The following is a 22,008-nucleotide window of genomic DNA, read 5'->3' on the forward strand; positions in this document are numbered from 1 at the left end:
ACCGAAATATGGTTTTAAATAGCGCGACACGCTGCCTTAAATTTTTGATTTCCATAGCGCCCTTTAAACTAATTGGTACTTACCGGAAAAACGACCATTTTTAAATAATTCTGTGCGGTTGAACACATCTTTTTCCTTGTAGCTTCCCATCACGTATGGAAACGACCCCTAAGTGCACCTGGGAAACATATTAAAAACAAAAAGGAGGACACCCAAAAAAGGTTAACGCAATGATCAAGTAGGATCGAGGGCGTGACCATCAAGAATAACAGAAGAAGCAAAAAATGCAGCGTCCTTCCAAACGTAATCGTGACGATTAGGAGATGGAGCGATAAAATAAAGCAGGGTCATTTTCCGCCCTGCTTTACTTCTTAATTAGTAGTACTTTGCACTACCATCGGTAAATGAAACCCATATTCCATATCTATCGTTAATTTTGTCACCTGCATGCACTTTAAGATAGGTTGTCTTAGCACTCATATTTTGCGCATTAGTAAATTTGAAATATAGATAAGCCTTAGCTGTTATGTTTTGAGAACGTATTTCATATTTTCTATTAATTGTAAGTCGCTCATCAGCGAATGTTCCTGTCAAAGTATGAATATTTGGTGAATATACATCATCAATATAGTCGTTGTATCTTGTATCAAGGTAGATTTTTGCCCTATATGAAGCCCAACCAAAAATGCTACTATCCTTAACTGTAACAGTTTTAAATATTCCACTACTCGATAGCGTATTTATTTGCAGTGGTTGAGAATACTTTTCTAAATTGGTATCTTCAATTTTTAATCCTAGTTTAATATAAGAACCATCTTCGAATCTAAATGTTTTTTCCGGATTTTCATCTGTTATACTAAAACTATCATTTTCACTATCTTGAGATTTTGAAATTTGTGCATTTGAAAAAAACGCCTTAGGCTTTTCGGTTACCATTGCCTTTTCAGAATCTAAGGTTTTACCCTCTTTTAATTTTTTGATAACATTGGAAATATCCTCTTCAGAGGCACCGTCTTTTTCCATATGTATTTTTATTTCAGAGTAATCTGAAGGTGTTAACTCACCTCCTTTTGCAAAAGTGTGGTTGCTGCTTCCGATAAACAAAGTCAAACATAGCAAACCTAGTAAAGAAATAGAAGAAACAAGAAACTTTTTCACAAAAAACCCTTCTTTTCCAAATATAAGTTATACAATTGATAGTGTAAACAAAACTTCGAATATAAGGAAGTGGTTTTTTTGGTATATATTATAATTTTAGATATTTTTACTCTAATTTTAAGTGGTGGACTAGGTTATATAGCTTATAAATTATCAAAGAAGTATATACTTGGAATGATTTTAACAATACTAATAGGCTTTGTAATACCTTATAGTCTCACTACTCCTCAACTATTTTTAGGGACACTGTTTGGGATTATTTTTTATGTAATCTTAGCTAAAAAGAGATCAGTAACTTAATGGTAATTAATAGATGGGGAAAAAAGCTGAATAAAAATATTAGAAAATTAATCTTTGCTATTATTATCTTATTAGTTTTATACGTCGGAACATCTTTTTCAGCAAGTTTATCGATAAGACGAGTCATTCTTCTAAATGGTCATTTTATTCAAGCCTTTACAGCTGATATTGGCAATAATTATAAATCAAATAAGATTGATGGAAAATGTTACACAGTAAATGAATCAGCATCCCAAGATTACGCTGATAACCCTAATGCAGTTTTGGGGGTTTGTTTGAAAAAAATAAAATTGGTATGTACTATAAAGGGGAAATTGGTTTATTTTAAGATAAAAAGCCTATTTTTTTGGACTTAGTTTACATAACCCTTCTTATGAGAAACGACCCACATCAAAACCGCCCGTATTCGGTCATTTTCGCCGATCCCGGCCTTTTTGGGGTACGGGAAATAATGCAAAATCAAGGTTTATAATCAAAAGTCGCGATCTTCTGTTTTCTCGGTATTTCTTTCATTTTCTATGCCATTTGATCTTTTATTCATGGCATGAATTTATTTATAATTTAGGGGATTGGGATTTTATGTAATGCTAACCCGCAAGAAAGCGGTTTTTGCTTTCTGAGGAGGCTAAAGGCCGTGCCCGTGGAAAGCGAAGTATTTTGACGGAGCGCTTCGTTGTTTTTTAGTATAAATAAAATCCGAACGATTCAGATAGGGTGTCTGAATGAGTTCGGATTTTTCTGCTAGTAAAAAACTTCTGTCCCAGCCTCTTTAACCATTATTTGTTGTGCGTGCCTTACTGTGAACATGTTGTCAATAAATATCGACTTATATTATTTAGGTTCTCCCAGTAGACAATCTTTTGAACACATTTTTGATAAATTAAAATTATCTCAATTTTCCATTGACTTGATAGCGCTTTCTCAATTAATATGAAAAACATATTTAAAATTGGCAATCTATAACGAAATCAGAAGGGTTTGGTGGAATGGAGACACAATTAATCGCAAATACGTATCAATTTTTATTAAATGGAGAATGGAGAGAGTCTGCATCGTGTAAAACTATTGAGAATCTTTCCCCATCCGACAGAAAACCAGTCGGTGCCATACAGGCGATGACGGAAAGAGAAGCGAACCTCGCTGTAATAGGAGCGAAGGCAGCCCAAAAAGATTGGGCAAACTTTTCATTTAGTGAGCGTGCTGAATTGCTTTATGCATGGGCAGACCAGCTGCTTGAGATGAAAGAGGAACTAGCGGAAACCATCATGAAGGAAGTCGGCAAAGGGTATTCCTCTGCGGAAAAAGAGGTTGTAAGAACCGCAGATTTTATTAAATATACAGCGGAAGAGGGCAAACGAATTCACGGTGAATTGATTAATGGCGGAAGCTTCAACGCCGGAAGTGCAAACAAGCTTGCAATGGTACAAAGAGAACCTTTAGGTGTAGTTCTTGCTATTTCCCCATTTAACTATCCAGTCAACCTGTCGGCTTCAAAAATTGCACCTGCTTTGATAGCGGGAAATGCGGTTGTCTTTAAGCCTGCGACACAAGGCGCAATCAGCGGAACGTTAATGATTAAGGCATTGGACAAGGCAGGGCTTCCCTCAGGGCTTGTCAACCTTGTAACAGGAAAGGGGTCTGAGGTCGGCGATTATTTGACGACTCATCCTTCCATTGACTTGATTAACTTTACAGGCGGAACGGAAACTGGTGAATACATTTCTAAAAAGGCTTCAATGATTCCAGTCATCCTCGAATTAGGCGGAAAAGATCCGGCACTAGTGCTGAATGATGCCGATCTGGAAAAGGCGGCTAAAGATATCGTAGCTGGTGGATTTTCCTATTCTGGACAACGTTGTACCGCAATTAAGCGTGTCCTAGTAACAGACGAAGTAGCAGAAGCCTTAGTTGCTAAATTAAAAACCGAAATTGAGGCTCTAAAAGTTGGGATGCCTGAAGATGATGCCGCTGTTACGCCGTTAATCAACGAGAAAGCTGCAGATTTTGTTCAGCATCTGGTGGATGATGCTGTAGGAAAAGGAGCTACTCCTCTAACTGCTATTAAGCGTGAAGGGAACCTAGTTTTTCCTGTGTTGCTGGACAATGTAACAACAGACATGGCTATTGCATGGGAGGAACCATTTGGCCCTGTACTACCGATTATTCGTGTAGAAAACATTGAGGAAGCAGTAACAATTGCCAATGAGTCCAAATATGGTCTGCAAGCCAGTGTTTTCACGAAAAATACGGAAGAAGCAATCCGTATCAGTAACAAACTAGAGGTTGGTTCCGTTCAAATCAACGGTAAAACGGAACGGGGACCGGATCACTTCCCATTTATCGGTGTGAAAGGATCTGGGTTAGGTGTGCAAGGCATTCGCAAAAGTATTGAATCCGTAACCCGTGAAAAAGTTACCGTTCTCAATATGAGCTAAGGATAAAAGTTTATTTTCTTTCGGTTAATCAGAAAGTATAACTTTCTGACGCACATAAGTGTACTGGCTAAAGACGTAACATCCTGTTACAACGCCAGTACTAGCACGTCCTGTGCGTCGCAACTAAACCTCTGTCTTCGCTAAAGGCTCGCCAATCGGCGAGTTTTCTTTACTATTTAAGTTCTTAACGTGGTAACTTCGCGTTTTGCGGGGATCCCCCTGCATCCCCGTGATCTGCTACTCTAACCTTATCAAAGGTTGTAAAGAAGTGAAACAAATGCTATACTATTTCCATTGGCATCTGGTATTCCAGATGCCATGCTTCTTTTCAACTTTTCGTAGATTATGAACAAGACTGATAATCCCTTAAGATCTAACAACTATTATGATAAAGGATGAAATGGATGAATTTCTTAAAGGCAGAACAACCCCAATTATTTAAGGATCATGCATATAAGGAAATTAAGCAGGGAATTATTCAACACAAAATCGAACCTGGATCCATGTTATACGAACGTTCACTTAGTGAGAGCCTTGGGATTAGCCGTACCCCATTAAAGTTAGCCTTGCAGCAGCTAGAACTAGAAGGGTGGATTCAGTCTGTACCAAGAAAAGGCATTTTAGTCAAAAACATTAATAGACACGATGTTGATGAGGTTTTCCAACTGCGAAAGGCGAATGAAGTATTGGTCATCGAGCTGCTCATTCCTCTTCTTGATGACGAAACATTCTATAAGATTGAGAAGATGGATAAACAATTATTTGACTTAAAGGAAGACCCTTTAAAGTTTATTTACCATGATTCGTCCTTCCACTTGTTCCTAGCGGAGTTAAGTCAGAATCATCGACTGTATCAATTAATCCAAAACCTCACCGACCATTTTAATTGGTACGGATTCGCTGCATTAAAGGCCGGAAAAAGCATAGATGAAATTTATTACGAACACAATTTAATTATTGAGGGGTTAAAAGCACGGAATTTACATCAAACAACAGATGCTGTTTTGAGCCATATTGATAACACATATAAGACATTAATAGTAGATCTTTAGAAGTAAATGGAAAAGACAAAAGGTGAGAGTCCACCAATCACATCTTTTAGTCGATGAATAGTGACGTACATTTTTAAGTTAATTTTATAGGAAAGTATAGAGGATACTCCTAAATAGAGGAGAAATGTCAGCATGAAATTTTTAATCATCATTTTGCAAATTTGTATGTTGTATCTTTTTAATTTCGTTGGAAACATTGTTCATAACTTTTTTAACTTGGTCATTCCAGGCAGTATCATTGGTCTTATATTACTTTTCATTTGTTTATGTCTAAAAGTTATTCCAGTAAAGTTTATTGAGAATGGAGCAGGTTTTCTGCTGAGGATATTAATATTATTTTTTATTCCAGCAACAGTCGGCATCATGAACTATCCTTCCTTGCTTTCTATTCATGGTGCCTTGCTGGCTATAGCCGTTCTATTAAGTACCATCATTTCCATTGCAATAGCAGGGATCGCAGGTCAACTTTTTGAGAGAAAAGCACAAAAAAGAAAGGATGATAGAGAGTGCAGCAAATGTTCGCAATCTGTATGATTTTATTAACCGTCGTCACTTATTTTATGATGACTAAAATTTACAGGCGGTATTCCTACTCACTACTAATTCCTGCTTTAACTGCGACTACGCTTATAATCATTATCCTTTTAGTGCTCCATATTCCCTATAAAAGCTATATGATTGGCGGGCAATGGATCAATTCCCTTTTAGGGCCATCCGTTGTAGCCCTTGCGTATCCCTTGTTTAAACAACGCCGTTTTTTAATGAATAATTTATTCCCCATATTAGGAGGGGCTTTGGTTGGTGCCATTACTGGAATGGTCAGTATTGGCATATTGTCTAAGATGTTCGGGATAAATCATACATTAATTCTTTCATTGATCCCAAAATCTATTACAACCCCTGTTGCAATAGAAGTGTCTAAAGGATTAGGAGGAAATGCCTCGATGACAATCGTAGCCGTCATGATTGCAGGGATCTTTGGCGCAATAATAGCTCCCACTATCTTTAAGTTTGCTCGAGTGCATAGTCCCATTGGCAGAGGTATCGCCCTTGGCAGTGCTTCACATGCCATAGGAACTTCAAAAGCTGCCGAATACAATGAACTAACTTTTTCGATGAGTTCTGTTACGATGACATTATGTGCAATCATTGGCTCCTTTTTAGGGCCAATCGTTGTATGGCTATTTCACATTTGAGAAAACCTCTCAAGTTTACTTATACATGTAAGACGATTGCTTACTACAGATACGTCTAAAGAAAACTCGCCGATTGGCGAGCCTTTGGTGAAGACAGAGGCGTAGTTGCACTTATGTGCGTCAGAAAGTTATACTTTCTGATTAATTTAAAAAACGCTACGCGACGGACGCCTTTAAAGGTTACTCCCAGTTTAGTGCGGCAGCTATGAGAGAAGGAAAACTAAGCAGGAAGTTCAAAGAAATCATCGCTGCTGCGGTGGCGCATGCTACCTTATGTCCCTACTGGATTGATGTCCTTTCCCTCATTATTATCACCGGTTTTAGGTTCTAGAACTTTTGCTCATCCTGTTATGAAGGGCTACATGGCATGCTTGATTCCTTTTTTCACCAAAACCCAATTGGCAGGGTAGCTGGTACAGAATCCAAGCATCATCGCTAACTGCATCATGAACCAGAAGACCGCAGTGTTAAGTTCAGGCATTTGCGCAAAAAACACATAATAGGCAAGCGCCATCCATCCGAACATGCCAATTTCAAAGCAAATGAGTGACCATGTATCTGCTTTGATAGCATCTTTAATCGCCTTTCCGGGTTGGTCATGTTTTTGAAAGCCCATGCCGTAGTATTGAAAGGCAATGCCAAAAATAAAGGCCAAGATAAATTCGACCACGTAATCTGTTAAAAGCATCGAACCTGCAATGAGAAAGCCTGTATAAAACACCAGAGGGGCGCCGATCATATCACCGAGAGAACAGCCGCTGCTGCAGTGCGTGGTGGAAACAAAAACGCTCTGCCAAAAGGGTTTATTGCCGTGTTCATGATGGTGCATATCCCCGTGATCGTGGTGTTCCATGTGGTCATGGTGATGATCCATATGCTCTTCATGATTCATACTCATATCCATACCGGATTCCATATTCATGTGCTTCATATCCATATGGTCCATCTTCATGTCCATTTGCCCTTTGGCCCTTCCCAGCCCGTAATAAGCCCAGAGTCCAAAAATAGGGAAATAAAGGCCAGTCAGAGGCCAGACGATATTCATAATCGGCATCATGTTTTGCGGGTACCGAATAACATCGATCGTAATGAGGATCGCTTGCAAAATGCCTATGACGATGGCGATCCACGAAACAACTTCTAACCAGGTCATATCATCATTCCTTTCATAATGCGCTATACCTGGGGATGGTATATGGTTATAATACCCGTATTTTTTGATTTAAAACCTATCCTCTCCCTGCCCCTCTATTTTTATGAAAAAAGCATTGGGTTTCCCACATGGTTGAAATGTCTTTCATAAAGGCGATGAAAGACAAATGAGGGCCATGGCTGCATATGCTTCTTGAACTAACGAGCAGGAGTAAACGAGTTATAAATTGAATGTTTAAAGCTAAAGAGCATTTCTTGTCATAAGGAATGCTTTTTAGCTTTCTCTAAAAAAATAAAGATATATTTTCATATCGATAAAAGTATAATTAAAATCGATAATTATTTATTGTAAAACGATAAACCATATGCTAAATTAAAATTGACAATAAATAAATGAGGTGCTTTTTATGAAACGAGGATCAACCCTCTTTTTAAAGATAGCTGTTATTCTTATTGGCATCCTAGTTCTTGCTTTGTGCATCTTTTTAGTGCCCGAGATAGCGAATTATGCAGCAGAATTGGATCAAGATATTGCTTATATGAAATATCCCGTTTTCATCTTCATGTATGCGGCGGCGATCCCTTTTTACTTTGCTCTGTATCAGGCTTTAAGACTTTTAAGCTATATTGACAAGAACATAGCTTTCTCGCAAATTTCTGTAAAAGCTTTAAAGAATATAAAATATTTTGCAATCACAATCAGTATCTTGTATGCAGCAGGCATGCCACTCTTTTATTTCATGGCGGAGAGAGCCCCAGGGATCATATTAATAGGATTGATCATTATTTTTGCCTCATTGGTGATCGCAGTCTTTGCTGCTGTTCTCCAAAGACTTTTACAAGAAGCTATTAATATAAAATCAGAAAATGATTTAACGGTCTGAGGTGAATAACATGGCGATTATAATCAACATTGATGTGATGCTGGCTAAACGAAAAATGAGCGTAACGGAACTTTCGGAGCGGGTTGGTATAACAATGGCTAACCTTTCTATATTGAAAAATGGAAAGGCAAAAGCGATTCGATTATCAACTTTAGAGGCGATTTGCAAAGCATTAGAATGTCAGCCCGGAGATCTTTTGGAATACCGAAGTGATGAAGATACTCAAGAATAAACAAATTCATAAAAGAGGGGTTACCCATGAATTTAACGATTCAAAATGATGCTCAGAAAAAGACTGTGCAGGCACAAATCATGAGAGCGCTGAAACAACTCGTTCGTTTTGGCCAGGAGCAGGCCCTATCATGTTTGTTTCCTGTCGTTATTTTTGCCTCCTTGGCTTTTACAAAATTCCTGCCGCTTCCTTTCCTGCCGCGATATGACTGGCTGCTCATCATCTGCCTTCTGATGCAGTGGGGGATGGTGCATTCTGGGCTTGAAACACGGGATGAACTAAAGGTGATCACAATGTTCCACCTCATTGGACTTGCTCTTGAACTTTTTAAGGTACATATGGGCTCCTGGTCTTATCCGGAGGAGGGGTACTCCAAAATTTTTGGGGTGCCTCTGTATAGCGGATTCATGTACGCAAGTGTGGCGAGTTATCTTTGCCAGGCGTGGAGGAGGCTGAAGGTTGAACTGGTTAAGTGGCCGCCGTTTTTGGTCGTTGTGCCTCTTGCAGCTGCGATTTATTTGAATTTCTTCACCCACCATTATTGGATTGATGTTCGCTGGTGGTTATCCGGACTTGTCATTATCGTCTTTTGGCGGTCATGGGTCACATATGAGGTTGATGGCACGCGTTGCCGGATGCCGCTTGCACTTTCTTTTGTGCTGATCGGATTTTTTATATGGATAGCCGAAAATATCGCAACATTTTTTGGAGCTTGGGAATATCCAAACCAAACCGATAGCTGGAGCCTTGTTCATCTAGGAAAGGTGAGTTCATGGCTCTTATTAGTGATCGTTAGCTTTCTTATAGTAGCGACGTTAAAGCAGGTTAAGGGGAACACCAGCAATAAAAATAGTTAAAAACAAACATGGAAAGTAGTGGAATTATATTCAAAAGTTTAGTGAAAACAACAGAAACAGTACACAGGCAGCGGCATATTTTTGAAAAATTGGAATAATATAAGAAGCCATTCGTAAAAGTATATTTTTGCGAATGGTTTTCTCTTTTTTGTAAGGCCGATTTACCAATCCGCGGGCACGAATAACCCGTAATCGTGACCGCCGAAGCGCTTTTTTTCGATCCACGGTCACCCAAACCCAACCTTTGATGCCAGTCGAGGCCTTTTTTCCTGGAACGCATCCCCAACGTCATTTTGTTCTCTTTTTCTCAGACTTTTCATCCAAAATTGAACGTAATTCTTTAATATCCTCTTCCGACAAGGAATCCTCCTGCATGAACTGAACGAGCATCGACTTTAACGTGCCGCCGTAAATTCGCTTAATAAAGGACTTCGCCTCGGCCTGCTGGCATTCATCCCGGGAATATAGCGGAAAAAACGTATAGACTTTTTGATCTTTATTTACACCGATCACCTTTTTTTGCGCGAGACGATCCAAAAGTGTGCGTACTGTTTTCGGTTTCCAATCCGTTTGTTCTTGCAAGGAGGAAATGACGCCACTCGCTGTTTGCGGAGATTTTTCCCAAAGGACATTCATGACTTCCCATTCTGCGTCCGATATGCTAGGTAATTTATTTGACACAACTATCCTCCTCCTGCATTAAAAAGCCATTTGTTTGATTTAAATGCCTAATATATGCCTTTATCCCTTAATATAGATTTCGTTATTTCTGCTGCCTTGCTTCCATAGGCATTATCCTCATTTTGGATATTAGCAGCGAAGAAATACGTATCTTTTTTGGTTTCAACATAGCCAATGAACCAACCGTTAATATTTTTTCCATTGACACTTCCCGTACCGGTTTTTCCAGAGAGCAGTCTGCCGTCTTTTTCTGCTAATTTGATCATATCTTTAACGGTTTGGATATTCTTATCTTTAAATCCAAATGCGTTTGTATAAAAAGCCTTAAGCAATTTTACTTGCTCTATTGGGGAAATTTTCAATGAAGATTCCAGCCAATATTGCGAGAGTCCCCCAGAAAGATTTTGATTGCCATAGTCTATTTGTTCTAGATAAGCTTGGATCTTATCCTTATGGACTCTTTTATCCAAATCCTGAAAATACCAGGTTACTGAATTTTTCATTGCTGTAGATAAATTCTGATCCATATTCCAAGAATCATAAGGATAGGGCTTGCCATTCCACTTCATTGTGGAGTTTTCTCTTGTGATGACATGTGACTCCAATGCAAACAATGCACTATAGATCTTGTAAGTAGAATCCGGCGAAACTCTTAATGTGCTTTTATTTTCATTATAGATACGATATTGATCAGCTTGCAAATCATATAATACAAAGCTGCCTTCATATCCGGCAAAATACTTGCTCAGGTCCTCATACACTGTCCGTTCACTATTAAAATCATAACGTCTATCATCATAAGCCATTGCAGAAATGATTGGAACTTGACCTGCAACAATGACCCCCAAGAGCATAAAGATCATGATGCTTTTTAGTCCCAGCAGCTTTGATTCGGTTGTAAAAGCTGCAATATTTTCAATGCGTCTTTTTATTTGCTCCTTGGAACCGTTTAACTGATTGGCCAAAGTAAAATACCTCAGCCGCGCGGATCTGTCTACAAAATTAATAATCGTATTCCCGTATTCTGGATAGGAGTGCTTATCCAAAGATTTTAATACAGCAATATCACAAGCCATTTCACGATCTAATCTCATTTCCCTGAAGGCAACCCAAACAAAAGGGTTAAACCAGTATAAAATTTGAAAAAAGACGATCAGGTAATTTGTTGCAATATCTTTATATTTATAATGATTCAATTCATGCAAAAAGATGTGTTTGATATCGTCCATAGACAGCCACTCATCAAAATGATCCGGCAGCACAACATAGGTCTTAAAAAGGCCGAACGTCAAAGGAGATTTGATAAGCGGCGATGTTCCAATGATCAAATGTCTCGATATATCTAACCTCTTTTTGCACTGTTCGAATAACACTAAGACGTCTATATTTTTGATGCTGGATGTCGAGTCTTTAATTCTCTTTAACTTAAACCAAGCATGTATTGATAGAGCAGTCATGATTAACATCCCGATAATCCACACACAGGCTACTATGTCATTCAGGAATGTCAAGTCGAAACGATTGACTGATAACGTAAAGTCCTGCATCCAATTTCCGTTTTTTGCTGCATGATCTCCGGTGGAGGCAATCGAATGACTTGGTTCATTGCTATGATGAAAATCGAATGTAAAGGTTTTTCCAAAGTCAAACCAATCATTCGGTATAAAAGGCAGAGTCAAGGCAATGAGCAAAAGAAACCATAGATTATATTGCCATTTAGCTGATAATTGCTTATAGAACACTTTCCTGATCAGCATAATGATGGCAACCATAAAAGAAGACACTATAAAACTGACTATAAAATGAGTGAAGAACATGCCATTCGTCTCCATTTCCAATCTGCATTTCATCTGTTCATTTTATCAAGCTATCAATTTGTAAACAAATAGACAGGACCTGAGTGGATAAAAGCGGTGATCTTTTTAAGTTCAAAAATATTAATTTGACATGTATGGATTACAAATGTAGTATTTTATTACACGTGTAGTCCAAGCAAAAAGAAATAAGATCTTATGCAATAAATCATGCGAAAGGGGAGGTGAGAAGGTTCAGTTTAGTAAAGAGTGAAAGCAGTCGAATGTTACTTAGTCTACCAATGAGTGGGAAGGGGTTTGATTTTAAATGAATAAGATTTTTAGTAGATTTAGATTTAAAAATGTTGCACCTATATTACTGCTCGCCTGTGTCATGCTTGCGGGTTGTTCATCAGGGAAGAAAACCCATTCTGATCAACCTGAACAAAAAAATCCGGATACCGCAAAAACAGAAGATTTTGCCAAACTTGAGGATAAATTTGATGCCAGACTTGGCATCTTTGCGCTCGACACTGGCACAAACCAAACTGTAACGTATCGGTCAGATGAACGTTTTGCATATGCATCCACCCTTAAAGCTTTAACTGTAGGGGCACTATTGCAACAAAAGTCATTAGCAGACCTTAATCAAACAATTACCTATACCCAAGATGATCTCGTCAACTATAATCCGATTACGAAGAAGCATGTTGATACAGGAATGACTCTTAAGGAACTTTGCGATGCTGCTCTTCGATACAGTGATAATACTGCGGAGAATCTCATACTTAAGCAACTGGGCGGACCGAGCAGCCTTAAAAAATCGCTCAGGAAGATTGGGGATAACGTGACCAATCCTGAAAATTTCGAGCCAAAATTAAACGAAGTTAAGCCGGGTGAAACGCATGATACTAGCACACCGAAGGCGCTTGCTGAAAGCCTTAAGGCGTTCACAATCGGTGACGCACTTCCAACAAAAAAACGGTCTCTTTTAGTAGATTGGCTGAAAAGAAGCACTACTGGGGATACGTTAATTCGTGCGGGTGTGCCAAAAGGCTGGGAAGTTGGAGATAAATCCGGCGGATCACCATCATATGGCATACGAAATGACATTGCTGTCATTTGGCCGCCAAAAGGAGACCCTATTGTTCTTGCCATCCTTTCTAATCGCGATAAGAAGGATAAGGGTTATAATGACAAGCTTATTGCACAGGCAACAAAGGAAGTCATCAATATCCTTAAAGCCGGCGGTAAGGTAGAGTGATATTATGGTAGATTCTAAAGGGGACGGACCTTTGTAAGAATATGACTTGAAAAAGAGGAGATTCAAATGAAACATGAACCATGCATTGACGTTAGCCGAACAACTAAAAGAAGAAACAGAGTCAAGTGGTAATATCACAGCTATGTTACGACAAATGGGTTATGCTTCTGTTCCGACAGATTATGGTGTTTATTTATATTTAAAAACAAGGGTTTAGCGAAGAAAAGCCCGCCCCCGCCATTGGCGGGTTTTTTTCCATGCTTACGAAAAATACCTCCCCGCGTTACTGCGAAAGTACTAATCTTCATAACGAGTCTTTCGATGCAAGGAATCCTCAACTAAAAATAGAATTAAATTAAATAAATTAACGAAAAATGTCAGTGTTTGCCGAAAATGCTTAGAGGAGGTGGTTGATCTTCACTAGTTAAATTTGGTTAATAGGACAAGCTGAGGGCAGTTGATCTCATTTTTACAAAATGTAAGGAGGAGGATCACATGTTTAAAAAGAAAGTGTTGGCGCTTGTTGCTTTGACTGTGATGATCTTTTCACTGATGTTTGGAGCGGGCCAGTTAAGCTTAGCATCAACGAATTCTAATCAACCTGACAAGACACCTTCAGCCCGGGAAAAGGCTGCACCGCCTGCCGCGGGACAAACGAACTCAAGCTTTACACCGTTTTTCGGTCAAGATTATGAGCAGCCTGAACAGGTAAAAGCACTGTACCCAGAACCCGATGTTGATTTTGATACACCTGGATTTAAAGCAGGCAAATGGAACTTTACTACACAAAAAGAAATGATGAGGTTTATAAAAGAATTGCAAAGCTCAAGCGATGTAATGAAGGTTAAAACAGCGGGGAAGTCGCTTGAGGGGCGGAAGCTGCCTTTGCTTATTTTTACAACGAGCAAGAATGAAAACTCAATGGATTTCAAGCGGAAACCGACAGTTTGGCTCGAGGGTCAGATTCACGGAAATGAGCCGGCTGGCGGGGAGTCTGTCTTGGTTACGGCGGAAAAATTGGCAAAAGGCGACCTTGGCAAAGAGGTGCTTGATAAGATTAATGTTATTGTCATGCCGAGAATGAATCCAGATGGCTCTTATTACTTTCAACGCCGAACCGCTAATCAATTAGATGCAAATCGTGATCACGTCAAACTCGAACTTCCCGAAATTCGAGCTGCTCACAAGGCATTCAATAAGTATAATCCGGAAGTCGTGATCGATGCTCATGAGTATGGCGCAACGCCTGCTTTTCCTGACATCGGAGAAAAGGGAGCGGTAAAATATCACGATATCCTCTTATTATCTGGCAAAAACCTTAACATTCCAAAATCAATCCGAACAAAATCCGATAACTGGTTTCTCAAAAATGCCTTTAAGAATTTGGATAAGCATGGTTATTCTTCCTCAACATATTATACGGTCCGCCATTCTTCCGGCGGTGAACCGACACTTTATGAAGGCGGGGGAGATGCACGGATCGGCCGAAATGCCTATGGCCTTCAGCCGAGCTTTTCTTTCCTTATTGAAAGCAGAGGAATCGGCATCGGCCGGGAAAATTTCAAACGCCGCGTGGCTTCGCAAGTTGTCGCCCAAACCAGTATATTGAAAACAGCTGCGGAACGAGCTGGCGAGGTAAAAGCAGCCGTTAATGGCGCCAGATCAGAGATTGTACGAAAAGGTAAAAGTGTCAACAACAACGACAAAATTGTGCTTCAAAGTGCATTTAAGGAGATGAAAGGCAAGAAACAAAAGGTCGTTGACATTGCCAAGGGAGAAGTTGTAGACATCCCGGTAAAGTACTACAGTTCCAAAAAAGCTGAGCCAACATTGGAACGGGTGCGTCCAAAGGCATACATCATGCCCCCTGCATACCACGATATTGCGGACAAGCTGAGAAATCAAGGCGTTGAAGTGAAACGGCTAAAAGAAGCTAAGGAATTAACGGTAGAAACATATAAGGTGACAGATACAGAATTCGATGACCAATATTACGAAGGCCACTTGTTGAATCATGTAAAGACGAACGTGAAGGAGAAAAAGGTCTTTTTCCCAAAAGGAAGCTATGTGTACAGCATGGCTCAGCCGGCAGCTAATCTTACCGCTTTGGCGCTGGAACCCGAATCCGGCGACAGCTACGTGACATTTAATTATTTACCTGTAAATGTTGGCGACGAAGTGCCCGTTTACCGCTATATGGACGATAAACCACTTGTTGATTGATTAGTGGCAAGGGGTCAGACCTTTTTTGGTCTGGCCCCTTTGAAAAGTTATTCACATAACAGGGGTCAGACCCCTTTATAAAGCCCCGCTGTATAAACAGAAGTTATTGCTTCGGCAATTTCTTCTACAGGTGCTCGTTGTTCACCCCGAACAATTTCCCACAGATACATTTCGTTTACAAAAAACCACCCGCGCGCGACAAGTTCAAAGTTCAAGCCTGCCCTCGTTAGGCCGTTTTCATGAGAGTAGTGAATGTCTTTTAAAATTCGCTGAATAAATTTTTCGCGCGTTTCTTTCCATTTATTTGCCGCTTCAGGGGAGACGCCAATGGCCTGTTCAAGGACACACATGATGTCACGTTCTTTCTCCGCCAATTTTAAGAAAGAATAGGCTTGGTTTTCAATAATGTCATTCGCCTCTTCCTTAGAACGAGGGGAAAATGGGGTTTCGGCAATCTCGTAAAACTTCGCCATGACATCTTCCATTAAAACAATTAAGATATCATCTTTTCCTTCGAAATGAACATATGCCGTTCCGTAACCGACTCCTGCTTTTTTGATCATTTGAGAAATCGTTGCTTTTTGAAAGCCTTCTTCAAGAAATACCTCTTTTGCGGATTTTAATATTTTTTCTCTTGTAATCATTGACCGCAAATGGCGTTTATCGCTGGTTTCAACTCCCTTTTTGTCCATAACTATCTATTAACTCCTCATTTTTTTAATGATTATATTCTATCATATAAGGCATTCTCTAAAAATTAAAGGCGCTTTGTTAAATTACAATAATACTCTTGGTTTTACACAATTGGTGGAATACTTTGATTATAGATGTTGACATGATGTCATATTCTTTGATAAGCTTTTCCTTACTAAGTGATAGAGTCTTAGGCAGCAGGGAATTGTCACTATATGTGTAAGCGGTTTCTAAAAAAGGGGGGACAAAATATGGGTGAGCACAATAAGGAACAAGGCTTAAAAAGAGAGTTGAAGACAGGTCAGCTTACGATGATTGCGATGGGCTGTGCCATCGGAACAGGATTGTTCCTCGGCAGTGGACTTGCTATTGGTTTGGCAGGGCCAAGTGTCATCATTAGTTATGCTGTCGGTGCGTTTATCGTATTGCTGTTAATGGGGTGTTTGGCCGAAATGACAGTTGCACATCCTACTTCCGGGGCATTTGGAACAATTGCTGAGAAATATATAAATCCCTGGGCAGGCTTTCTTGTGCGTTACTCCTATTGGGTGGCTCAAGTCTTTGCAATAGGAGTAGAGGTCAGTGCAATATCCATCTATATGAAATATTGGTTTCCGAACGTTCCGGGCGTGATCTGGATTTTGCTTTTTGCTGCGATATTAATCTATATTAACGCGAAGAGTGTCAATACATTTGCTTCGTTAGAGTATTGGCTATCCATGATTAAAGTCGTTGCGATCGTGCTTTTCATTCTTCTTGGCGCATATATCTTGTTTGGCGGGAAACATGATCCAAGCATTGGCCCGCATAATCTTGTAAATGATGGCGGTTTCATGCCATTTGGACCTTGGGGAATATGGGTAGCGATTTTCGTTTCTCTATTCAGCTTTCTAGGGACAGAAATGGTAGCGATTACAGCGGGTGAGGCGAAAGAGCCGGATGTCGCGGTGCCAAAAGCCTTAAAAGCCACTGTTTTTCGCCTTGCAGTGTTTTACGTTTTGACCATGACTATTATGTTAATGATTGTGCCATGGAAATCCGCAGGCGTAGATAAGAGTCCGTTTGTCAGAGTCATAGAAATGATCCATATTCCTGGCGCTGCTGGAATTATGAACTTTATCGTTTTAGTGGCTGCAATATCTGCGATGAACAGTCAGTTATATGCTTCGACGCGTATGATGTACTCATTATCAGAGGGTGGCTACGCCCCGCGTTTCTTTAAAAAGGTAAGCAAGCGAGGCGTTCCGTTAAGAGCTTTCGCGGTATCGACAGTTGGAATTGCTTTGGCCGCAGGGGTCAGTGCATTCCTTCCCGGGTCCTCTTATTCATTCATGATGGGAATATCCATGTTCGGTTCGATCTTCACATGGTTTGTCATCTTTGTTTCCCATTTGTTTTTCCGTAAGCGGTGGGAGAAAAACGGCGGAAGAAAATTGCCGATCCGAATGATTGGTTTCCCGTATTTAACGATATTAGGCGGCCTAGTTTTATTAAGCCTAATGATCACCACATGGTTTACACCTTTTAGAAACATGCTTGAATTTGGTGTTCCGTGGCTAATCTTCCTCTCTATTGGCTATATCATTTGGAAAAAGAAAAATAGACATCAATCCAATTCAAAAGAAAACGAGGATATGTCCAAAAAGACAAGTTAAAATTGGTTAGCTTGCGATCTCGTCGTTGCCCGTTCGACAGGAATGACAGCTGCTGCATAAAACTGACATCATGTCATTGACATCATGTCAGTTTCGATGATACAGTAAACACAGACCTAATGAAACAAATATTCAAATAAGGGGGATCATGATATGACTCAAAAAGCGTTCGACTATACCCAGGATTATGCCTGTGAGCTTGATAAGCGAGATGAATTAGCATCATTTCGAAATGAGTTTTATATTAAAGAGGGCATGATTTATCTCGATGGCAATTCGCTTGGATTATGTTCAAAACGAGCAGAAAAGTCTCTTTTAGAAATAATCGATTCATGGAAAGAATTTGGTATTGATGGCTGGACGGAAGGAAAATATCCTTGGTATGAGCTGTCGGAAAAGCTGGGAGAAAGAATCGCTCCATTGATCGGTGCAGCTTCTGAAGAAGTGATCGTCACCGGTTCCACAACAACAAATATTCATCAGATGGTCGCAACATTTTATGAGCCAAAAGGCAAAAGGACAAAAATCCTTGCTGATGACTTAACCTTTCCTACAGACATCTATGCTCTGCAAAGTCAGGTTAAATTAAAAGGCTATGATCCCGACACCCATTTTGTCCAGGTGAAAAGCCGGAATGGCCAAACGCTTGAAGAAGATGATATTATCGAAGCCATGACAGATGAGATCGCTTTAATCTTATTGCCAAGCGTTTTATACCGAAGCGGACAAATTCTTGATATGAAGCGTCTAACGGAAGAAGCACATAAGCGCGGGATTGTAATTGGCTTTGATCTGTGCCATTCAATCGGTGCAATAGAACACAACCTTGACGAGTGGAACGTTGACTTTGCCATATGGTGCAATTACAAATATTTAAATGCCGGACCAGGCGGCGTTGCCGGCTTATATGTGAATAAAACGCATTTCGGACGAGTCCCAGGACTTGCAGGGTGGTTTAGTTCTGATAAAAGTAAACAATTTGACATGGAGCATACATTAACGCCCGCAGAGGATGCCGGAGCTTATCAAATGGGCACACCGCATTTGCTAAGTGTTGCCCCATTAATTGGTTCGCTTGAAATTTTTGAAGAAGCAGGCATGGCTAATCTTCGAAAGAAATCATTGCACATCACAAGATATATGATGGATCTTATTGAACACGAGCTAAAAGATATGGGCTTTGCACTCGGAAATCCGACTGATGATGCTATACGCGGCGGCCATATTTATTTGGAACACGAAGAAGCAGCCCGAATTTGCAAAGCGTTAAAAGCAAACGGAGTGATCCCGGATTTCCGCGCCCCAAACGGCATCCGCCTCGCACCGGTGGCGCTTTACAGTTCATACGAAGACGTGTGGAAATCAGTTCAAATCTTGAAAAAGATTATGCAAGAGGAACAGTACAAACAGTTTGAAAATAAACGTGAAGTTGTCGCTTAATGACCGAAATAAGGTAAGGTGTATTGAAAAATAACAAACAAAAAGTCCTCTGATCCTGAGGGCTTTTTGTTTGTTGTGATTGGTAAGGGGGAGGGGGCTATTTTTTTTATAGAAACAGCAATGACTGAAAAATAACTAAGAAGGGTCCAACTAAATAATAAAACCTGAATGCTCGGGTATCACATAATGGAGTAGGGAGCTCCTTGATGTGATACCTTTTTCTTTTTACGAATAAGTTTTTATATCCTTCTTAAGACAGGCAGGCTTTTAATCTAGTTTATAATCAAAAGTTTTTCTTATTCTATTAAATAAATGAATCAAAGATCCGATATATTAATTGAATCATCAAGGAGGATGAGTTGGCATGGCTTTAGTACTTGGCAGAAAACCCGGGGAGTCCATCATCATTAACGATGACATTAAGATCACTGTCATTAAGACAGAGGACAACATGTTGCGTCTTAGTATCGATGCACCAAAAGATGTATCGATTGTTAGAGAAGAACTGTTGGAAGAAAAAAAGTAAATCATTGAAAAAAGAAGCATATGGATGTGCTTCTTAATATTTCAAACACGGAGGTCATAAAAAATGAGAATTAATCACAATATCGCGGCGTTGAATACTTATCGTCAATTAAACATCAACGGGAACAATACACAGAAGGCGTTAGAAAAGCTTTCTTCAGGTCTAAGAATAAACAAAGCTGGTGACGATGCAGCTGGGCTAGCAATCTCGGAAAAGATGAGAGGGCAGATTCGTGGGTTAGAAATGGCTTCGAAGAATGCACAGGATGGAATTAGCCTTATTCAAACTGGTGAGGGTGCATTGAATGAAACACATTCCATCCTTCAACGTATGCGTGAATTAGCCGTTCAGTCTTCTAACGATACGAATACGAATACAGATCGTGAAGAACTTCAAAAAGAGGTAAACCAACTTGCTTCTGAAATTACAAGAATTGGTGATAACACGGAGTTCAACACTAAGAATTTATTAGATGGTTCCTTTTCAGGAACTTTTCAAATTGGAGCAAACGAAGGACAAAACCTTACCATCTCAGTAAATGATATGCGCTCTGATGCATTACAGGTGGGTAAAGTTTATACTTCAAATAATACTGACGGGACCTTAATTGGCCAAGATGGGACTACTGTTATAGGTACTTGGCAAGCTGCAGATGCCACAGCGGGAACAGCTGCTGGATATTATGATTCTGGAAACCTTGTTTTACAAGCCGATAATAAGTTGGCGGATGGTGTAAAAGGGGCATTAGGAATTGATATTTCATCACAAAGCGCGGCTGATTCTGCTATTACAAAAATTAATGACGCTATTGAAACGGTTTCAGCAGAGCGTTCTAAACTTGGTGCTTACCAAAACCGCCTAGAACACACAACCAACAACCTTGGAACATCTTCCGAAAACTTAACAGCCGCCGAATCACGTATCCGTGACGTTGATATGGCTAAGGAAATGATGGAGTTCACTAAGAACAACATCCTTAACCAAGCTGCTCAAGCTATGTTGGCTCAGGCTAACCAGCGGCCTCAAGGTGTGCTTCAACTTCTTCGTTAATGATATTTTGAGGGGGCGCTAGCTTTGCTAGGGTTCTCTTCTTTTGATTTGGATGAAAAAAATAAGAAGGCAATTAAAAAATTCAGGATCCCATTACAAATCACTCATGAAAACAAATGATGGCTAATGGATAAAGCAAACCGCTATTTTAAAAGTGAAAAAATTGTCCTAGTACTAAAAACCTGATTTAAGCCTTTTGTTACAAACCGAACTATGATTAGAGGTTAGAAAGTTAAAAAGTTCCTTGTAATTGTTGCGTTCAAATTATTAATCAAACGTTTAATTAAATCCTCCGTTGCCCCCAATCTCCTCAAATCCGCCCCCAGCTTAATCTTACCTACCATCCCTTTCATTATCCCCCTCAAGCCTCAACGAAAAATTTTGAACTGCTAAAGGTTGTCGGATGATGCGCCTATAACAATATAGAGGCGCTAGAGCAGCGCGTTTGGTAAACCGAAGAGGAGATAAACAAGGTTAAAAGAACAATGGGATTGGAATAGTGAACAGTCCTTATTCTTCCCAAAAGTTATATCACTCCTAAGCAGCCAACATTTAAAAGGAACAGATCATACCCGCTCCTTTTAATGATTTTCAAGAGACATTCATTTACAAGTGGGTAAGAATATTGATAAGCTTCCCGAATGGATCCTTCACAAAGAATCTACGAACGCCCCATGGTTCTTGCACTGGTCCGTACTCGATTGGAATCCCTGCCTCTTTGATGCGACTCAGCGCCTCATCGACATCATCAACTTCAATTGATAGATCGGGCACAGGGTCTCTGAGCCACCCTGTGAGAGGAAGCTGATCTGAGTATTCATTTCCTCGTGCGAGCCATATGTTGCAATCCATCCCAGGTCCATCAGTCGATCAAGTCCGAGAATTTCCTCGTAGAAGTGCTTTGCTTTGGCAAAGTCGTGCGTCTCAATATTGGCAACAATTCGTTTGACCTTCATTTTTTCATCTCCTGAATTTTCAGAAGTTGTTATTAGTTTCTACAATCATGGCAAATAATCCTTGTTGGATGTCAGGTTCATTCAAGCCTTTTGGCCGAAAAAAACAAAAGTCCATCCAACTGTAAAAGTGTTGTATGAGCCCCCCTTAACATATTTTTTAACAATTATTCTTTGTCGTCTTTTACCCTATTTTTAAATGCTTCATAAGTTGCATCTTTCCCTTGAGTATTCTAGTCAGGACATGACAATGATTAAAGAAATTGGCGATGATTTGTATGAGGTAAGAGGCAATGTGTTTGCCCAAGATGGATCATCTGCATCGTTTGTGGTGAAGATTAAAGTCAATAGGGACCATATCAATTATGAGCTTCTTCGCTAAAATCTATGGGTTTGAAGACTAGATTCCTTGACAATACTAGGTATTAAACTATGAAAATACCTAGGAGTGAACTTAAAAATGA

The 22,008-nt window shown here is 39.8% G+C and carries 20 protein-coding genes and 3 pseudogenes; 17 read left to right on the plus strand and 6 right to left on the minus strand.

Going from position 1 to position 22,008, the window contains the following annotated elements; translation table 11 throughout:
* Positions 1 to 375 precede the first annotated feature (375 nt).
* Positions 376 to 1,158 (minus strand): hypothetical protein, encoded by a 783-nt coding sequence (locus EV207_RS18795; protein ID WP_132747697.1) that lies wholly within the window; start codon positions 1,156 to 1,158, stop codon positions 376 to 378.
* Between the two features lie 299 nt (positions 1,159 to 1,457).
* Here EV207_RS18795 and EV207_RS18800 point away from each other — a divergent pair, with 299 nt between their 5' ends.
* From EV207_RS18800 to EV207_RS18825, 6 genes and pseudogenes are all read left to right on the plus strand, one after another.
* Positions 1,458 to 1,814 (plus strand): hypothetical protein, encoded by a 357-nt coding sequence (locus tag EV207_RS18800; RefSeq protein WP_132747698.1) that lies wholly within the window; start codon positions 1,458 to 1,460, stop codon positions 1,812 to 1,814.
* Between the two features lie 630 nt (positions 1,815 to 2,444).
* Complete coding sequence (locus EV207_RS18805; protein WP_132747699.1) at positions 2,445 to 3,893, plus strand: NADP-dependent glyceraldehyde-3-phosphate dehydrogenase; 1,449 nt, start codon at positions 2,445 to 2,447, stop codon at positions 3,891 to 3,893.
* 404 nt (positions 3,894 to 4,297) lie between these two features.
* Complete coding sequence (locus EV207_RS18810; protein WP_165887013.1) at positions 4,298 to 4,945, plus strand: GntR family transcriptional regulator; 648 nt, start codon at positions 4,298 to 4,300, stop codon at positions 4,943 to 4,945.
* Between the two features lie 132 nt (positions 4,946 to 5,077).
* On the plus strand, positions 5,078 to 5,479 hold the full coding sequence (locus tag EV207_RS18815; RefSeq protein ID WP_132747701.1) for a CidA/LrgA family protein: 402 nt from the start codon (positions 5,078 to 5,080) through the stop codon (positions 5,477 to 5,479).
* The gene (locus EV207_RS18820; RefSeq protein ID WP_243647155.1) at positions 5,461 to 6,141 is read left to right on the plus strand and encodes an LrgB family protein; all 681 of its coding nucleotides are present in this window, start codon (positions 5,461 to 5,463) and stop codon (positions 6,139 to 6,141) included. The genes EV207_RS18815 and EV207_RS18820 overlap by 19 nt, the downstream gene beginning before the upstream one ends.
* Positions 6,142 to 6,319: 178 nt before the next feature.
* Positions 6,320 to 6,472, plus strand: a pseudogene (locus EV207_RS18825) (carboxymuconolactone decarboxylase family protein); the annotation flags it as partial.
* Between the two features lie 27 nt (positions 6,473 to 6,499).
* On the opposite strand, the gene EV207_RS18830 reads toward EV207_RS18825, so the two are convergent.
* A complete protein-coding gene (locus tag EV207_RS18830) occupies positions 6,500 to 7,294 on the minus strand; it encodes a DUF4396 domain-containing protein (RefSeq protein ID WP_132747702.1) in 795 nt (264 codons plus the stop codon).
* A gap of 406 nt (positions 7,295 to 7,700) precedes the next feature.
* Between EV207_RS18830 and EV207_RS18835 the strand changes: the two genes are divergently transcribed.
* The 3 genes from EV207_RS18835 (at position 7,701) to EV207_RS18845 (ending at position 9,266) form a co-directional block, all read left to right on the plus strand.
* Entirely contained in the window at positions 7,701 to 8,177 is a 477-nt protein-coding gene (locus EV207_RS18835) for a DUF2975 domain-containing protein (RefSeq protein ID WP_132747703.1), read from the plus strand.
* A 10-nt stretch (positions 8,178 to 8,187) separates the two neighbouring features.
* Positions 8,188 to 8,409 (plus strand): helix-turn-helix domain-containing protein, encoded by a 222-nt coding sequence (locus EV207_RS18840; protein WP_132747704.1) that lies wholly within the window; start codon positions 8,188 to 8,190, stop codon positions 8,407 to 8,409.
* A gap of 80 nt (positions 8,410 to 8,489) precedes the next feature.
* Positions 8,490 to 9,266 carry a DUF817 domain-containing protein gene (locus tag EV207_RS18845; protein WP_132747714.1) on the plus strand — a complete coding sequence of 259 codons (777 nt, stop codon included), beginning with the start codon at positions 8,490 to 8,492 and terminating at the stop codon, positions 9,264 to 9,266.
* A 288-nt stretch (positions 9,267 to 9,554) separates the two neighbouring features.
* Here EV207_RS18845 and blaI read toward each other — a convergent pair whose 3' ends face one another.
* Both blaI and EV207_RS18855 read right to left on the minus strand, forming a co-directional pair.
* Positions 9,555 to 9,947: a penicillinase repressor BlaI gene (blaI, locus tag EV207_RS18850; RefSeq protein WP_132747705.1), complete on the minus strand. Its 393-nt coding sequence runs from the start codon at positions 9,945 to 9,947 to the stop codon at positions 9,555 to 9,557.
* A gap of 47 nt (positions 9,948 to 9,994) precedes the next feature.
* Positions 9,995 to 11,764 (minus strand): BlaR1 family beta-lactam sensor/signal transducer, encoded by a 1,770-nt coding sequence (locus tag EV207_RS18855; protein ID WP_207902973.1) that lies wholly within the window; start codon positions 11,762 to 11,764, stop codon positions 9,995 to 9,997.
* 304 nt (positions 11,765 to 12,068) lie between these two features.
* Here EV207_RS18855 and bla point away from each other — a divergent pair, with 304 nt between their 5' ends.
* The 3 genes and pseudogenes from bla to EV207_RS18870 all read left to right on the plus strand — a co-directional run bounded on the left by bla (position 12,069) and on the right by EV207_RS18870 (position 15,227).
* Positions 12,069 to 13,004 (plus strand): class A beta-lactamase, encoded by a 936-nt coding sequence (bla, locus tag EV207_RS18860; protein ID WP_132747706.1) that lies wholly within the window; start codon positions 12,069 to 12,071, stop codon positions 13,002 to 13,004.
* A 115-nt stretch (positions 13,005 to 13,119) separates the two neighbouring features.
* Positions 13,120 to 13,221: pseudogene (locus EV207_RS18865) on the plus strand (DinB family protein); the annotation flags it as partial.
* 278 nt (positions 13,222 to 13,499) lie between these two features.
* Positions 13,500 to 15,227, plus strand: a complete 1,728-nt coding sequence (locus EV207_RS18870) for a M14 family metallopeptidase (RefSeq protein WP_132747707.1) — start codon at positions 13,500 to 13,502, stop codon at positions 15,225 to 15,227.
* 65 nt (positions 15,228 to 15,292) lie between these two features.
* Here EV207_RS18870 and EV207_RS18875 read toward each other — a convergent pair whose 3' ends face one another.
* Positions 15,293 to 15,919 carry a TetR/AcrR family transcriptional regulator gene (locus EV207_RS18875; protein ID WP_132747708.1) on the minus strand — a complete coding sequence of 209 codons (627 nt, stop codon included), beginning with the start codon at positions 15,917 to 15,919 and terminating at the stop codon, positions 15,293 to 15,295.
* Between the two features lie 252 nt (positions 15,920 to 16,171).
* On the opposite strand from EV207_RS18875, the gene EV207_RS18880 reads away from it, so the two are divergent.
* From EV207_RS18880 to EV207_RS18895, 4 genes are all read left to right on the plus strand, one after another.
* Positions 16,172 to 17,575, plus strand: a complete 1,404-nt coding sequence (locus tag EV207_RS18880) for an amino acid permease (RefSeq protein WP_132747709.1) — start codon at positions 16,172 to 16,174, stop codon at positions 17,573 to 17,575.
* Between the two features lie 153 nt (positions 17,576 to 17,728).
* The gene (gene kynU, locus EV207_RS18885; protein WP_132747710.1) at positions 17,729 to 19,015 is read left to right on the plus strand and encodes a kynureninase; all 1,287 of its coding nucleotides are present in this window, start codon (positions 17,729 to 17,731) and stop codon (positions 19,013 to 19,015) included.
* A gap of 364 nt (positions 19,016 to 19,379) precedes the next feature.
* Positions 19,380 to 19,541 carry a carbon storage regulator gene (locus EV207_RS18890; RefSeq protein WP_132747711.1) on the plus strand — a complete coding sequence of 54 codons (162 nt, stop codon included), beginning with the start codon at positions 19,380 to 19,382 and terminating at the stop codon, positions 19,539 to 19,541.
* Between the two features lie 63 nt (positions 19,542 to 19,604).
* Complete coding sequence (locus tag EV207_RS18895; protein WP_132747712.1) at positions 19,605 to 20,591, plus strand: flagellin N-terminal helical domain-containing protein; 987 nt, start codon at positions 19,605 to 19,607, stop codon at positions 20,589 to 20,591.
* Positions 20,592 to 21,197: 606 nt separating this feature from the next.
* Here EV207_RS18895 and EV207_RS18900 read toward each other — a convergent pair.
* Positions 21,198 to 21,547: pseudogene (locus tag EV207_RS18900) on the minus strand (VOC family protein).
* 247 nt (positions 21,548 to 21,794) lie between these two features.
* Here EV207_RS18900 and EV207_RS23775 point away from each other — a divergent pair.
* The gene (locus EV207_RS23775) at positions 21,795 to 21,926 is read left to right on the plus strand and encodes a hypothetical protein (protein ID WP_279389208.1); all 132 of its coding nucleotides are present in this window, start codon (positions 21,795 to 21,797) and stop codon (positions 21,924 to 21,926) included.
* The last annotated feature ends 82 nt before the right edge of the window (positions 21,927 to 22,008 follow it).

It is taken from the genome of Scopulibacillus darangshiensis, assembly GCF_004341035.1.
GTDB classification, from domain to species: domain Bacteria; phylum Bacillota; class Bacilli; order Bacillales; family Sporolactobacillaceae; genus Scopulibacillus; species Scopulibacillus darangshiensis.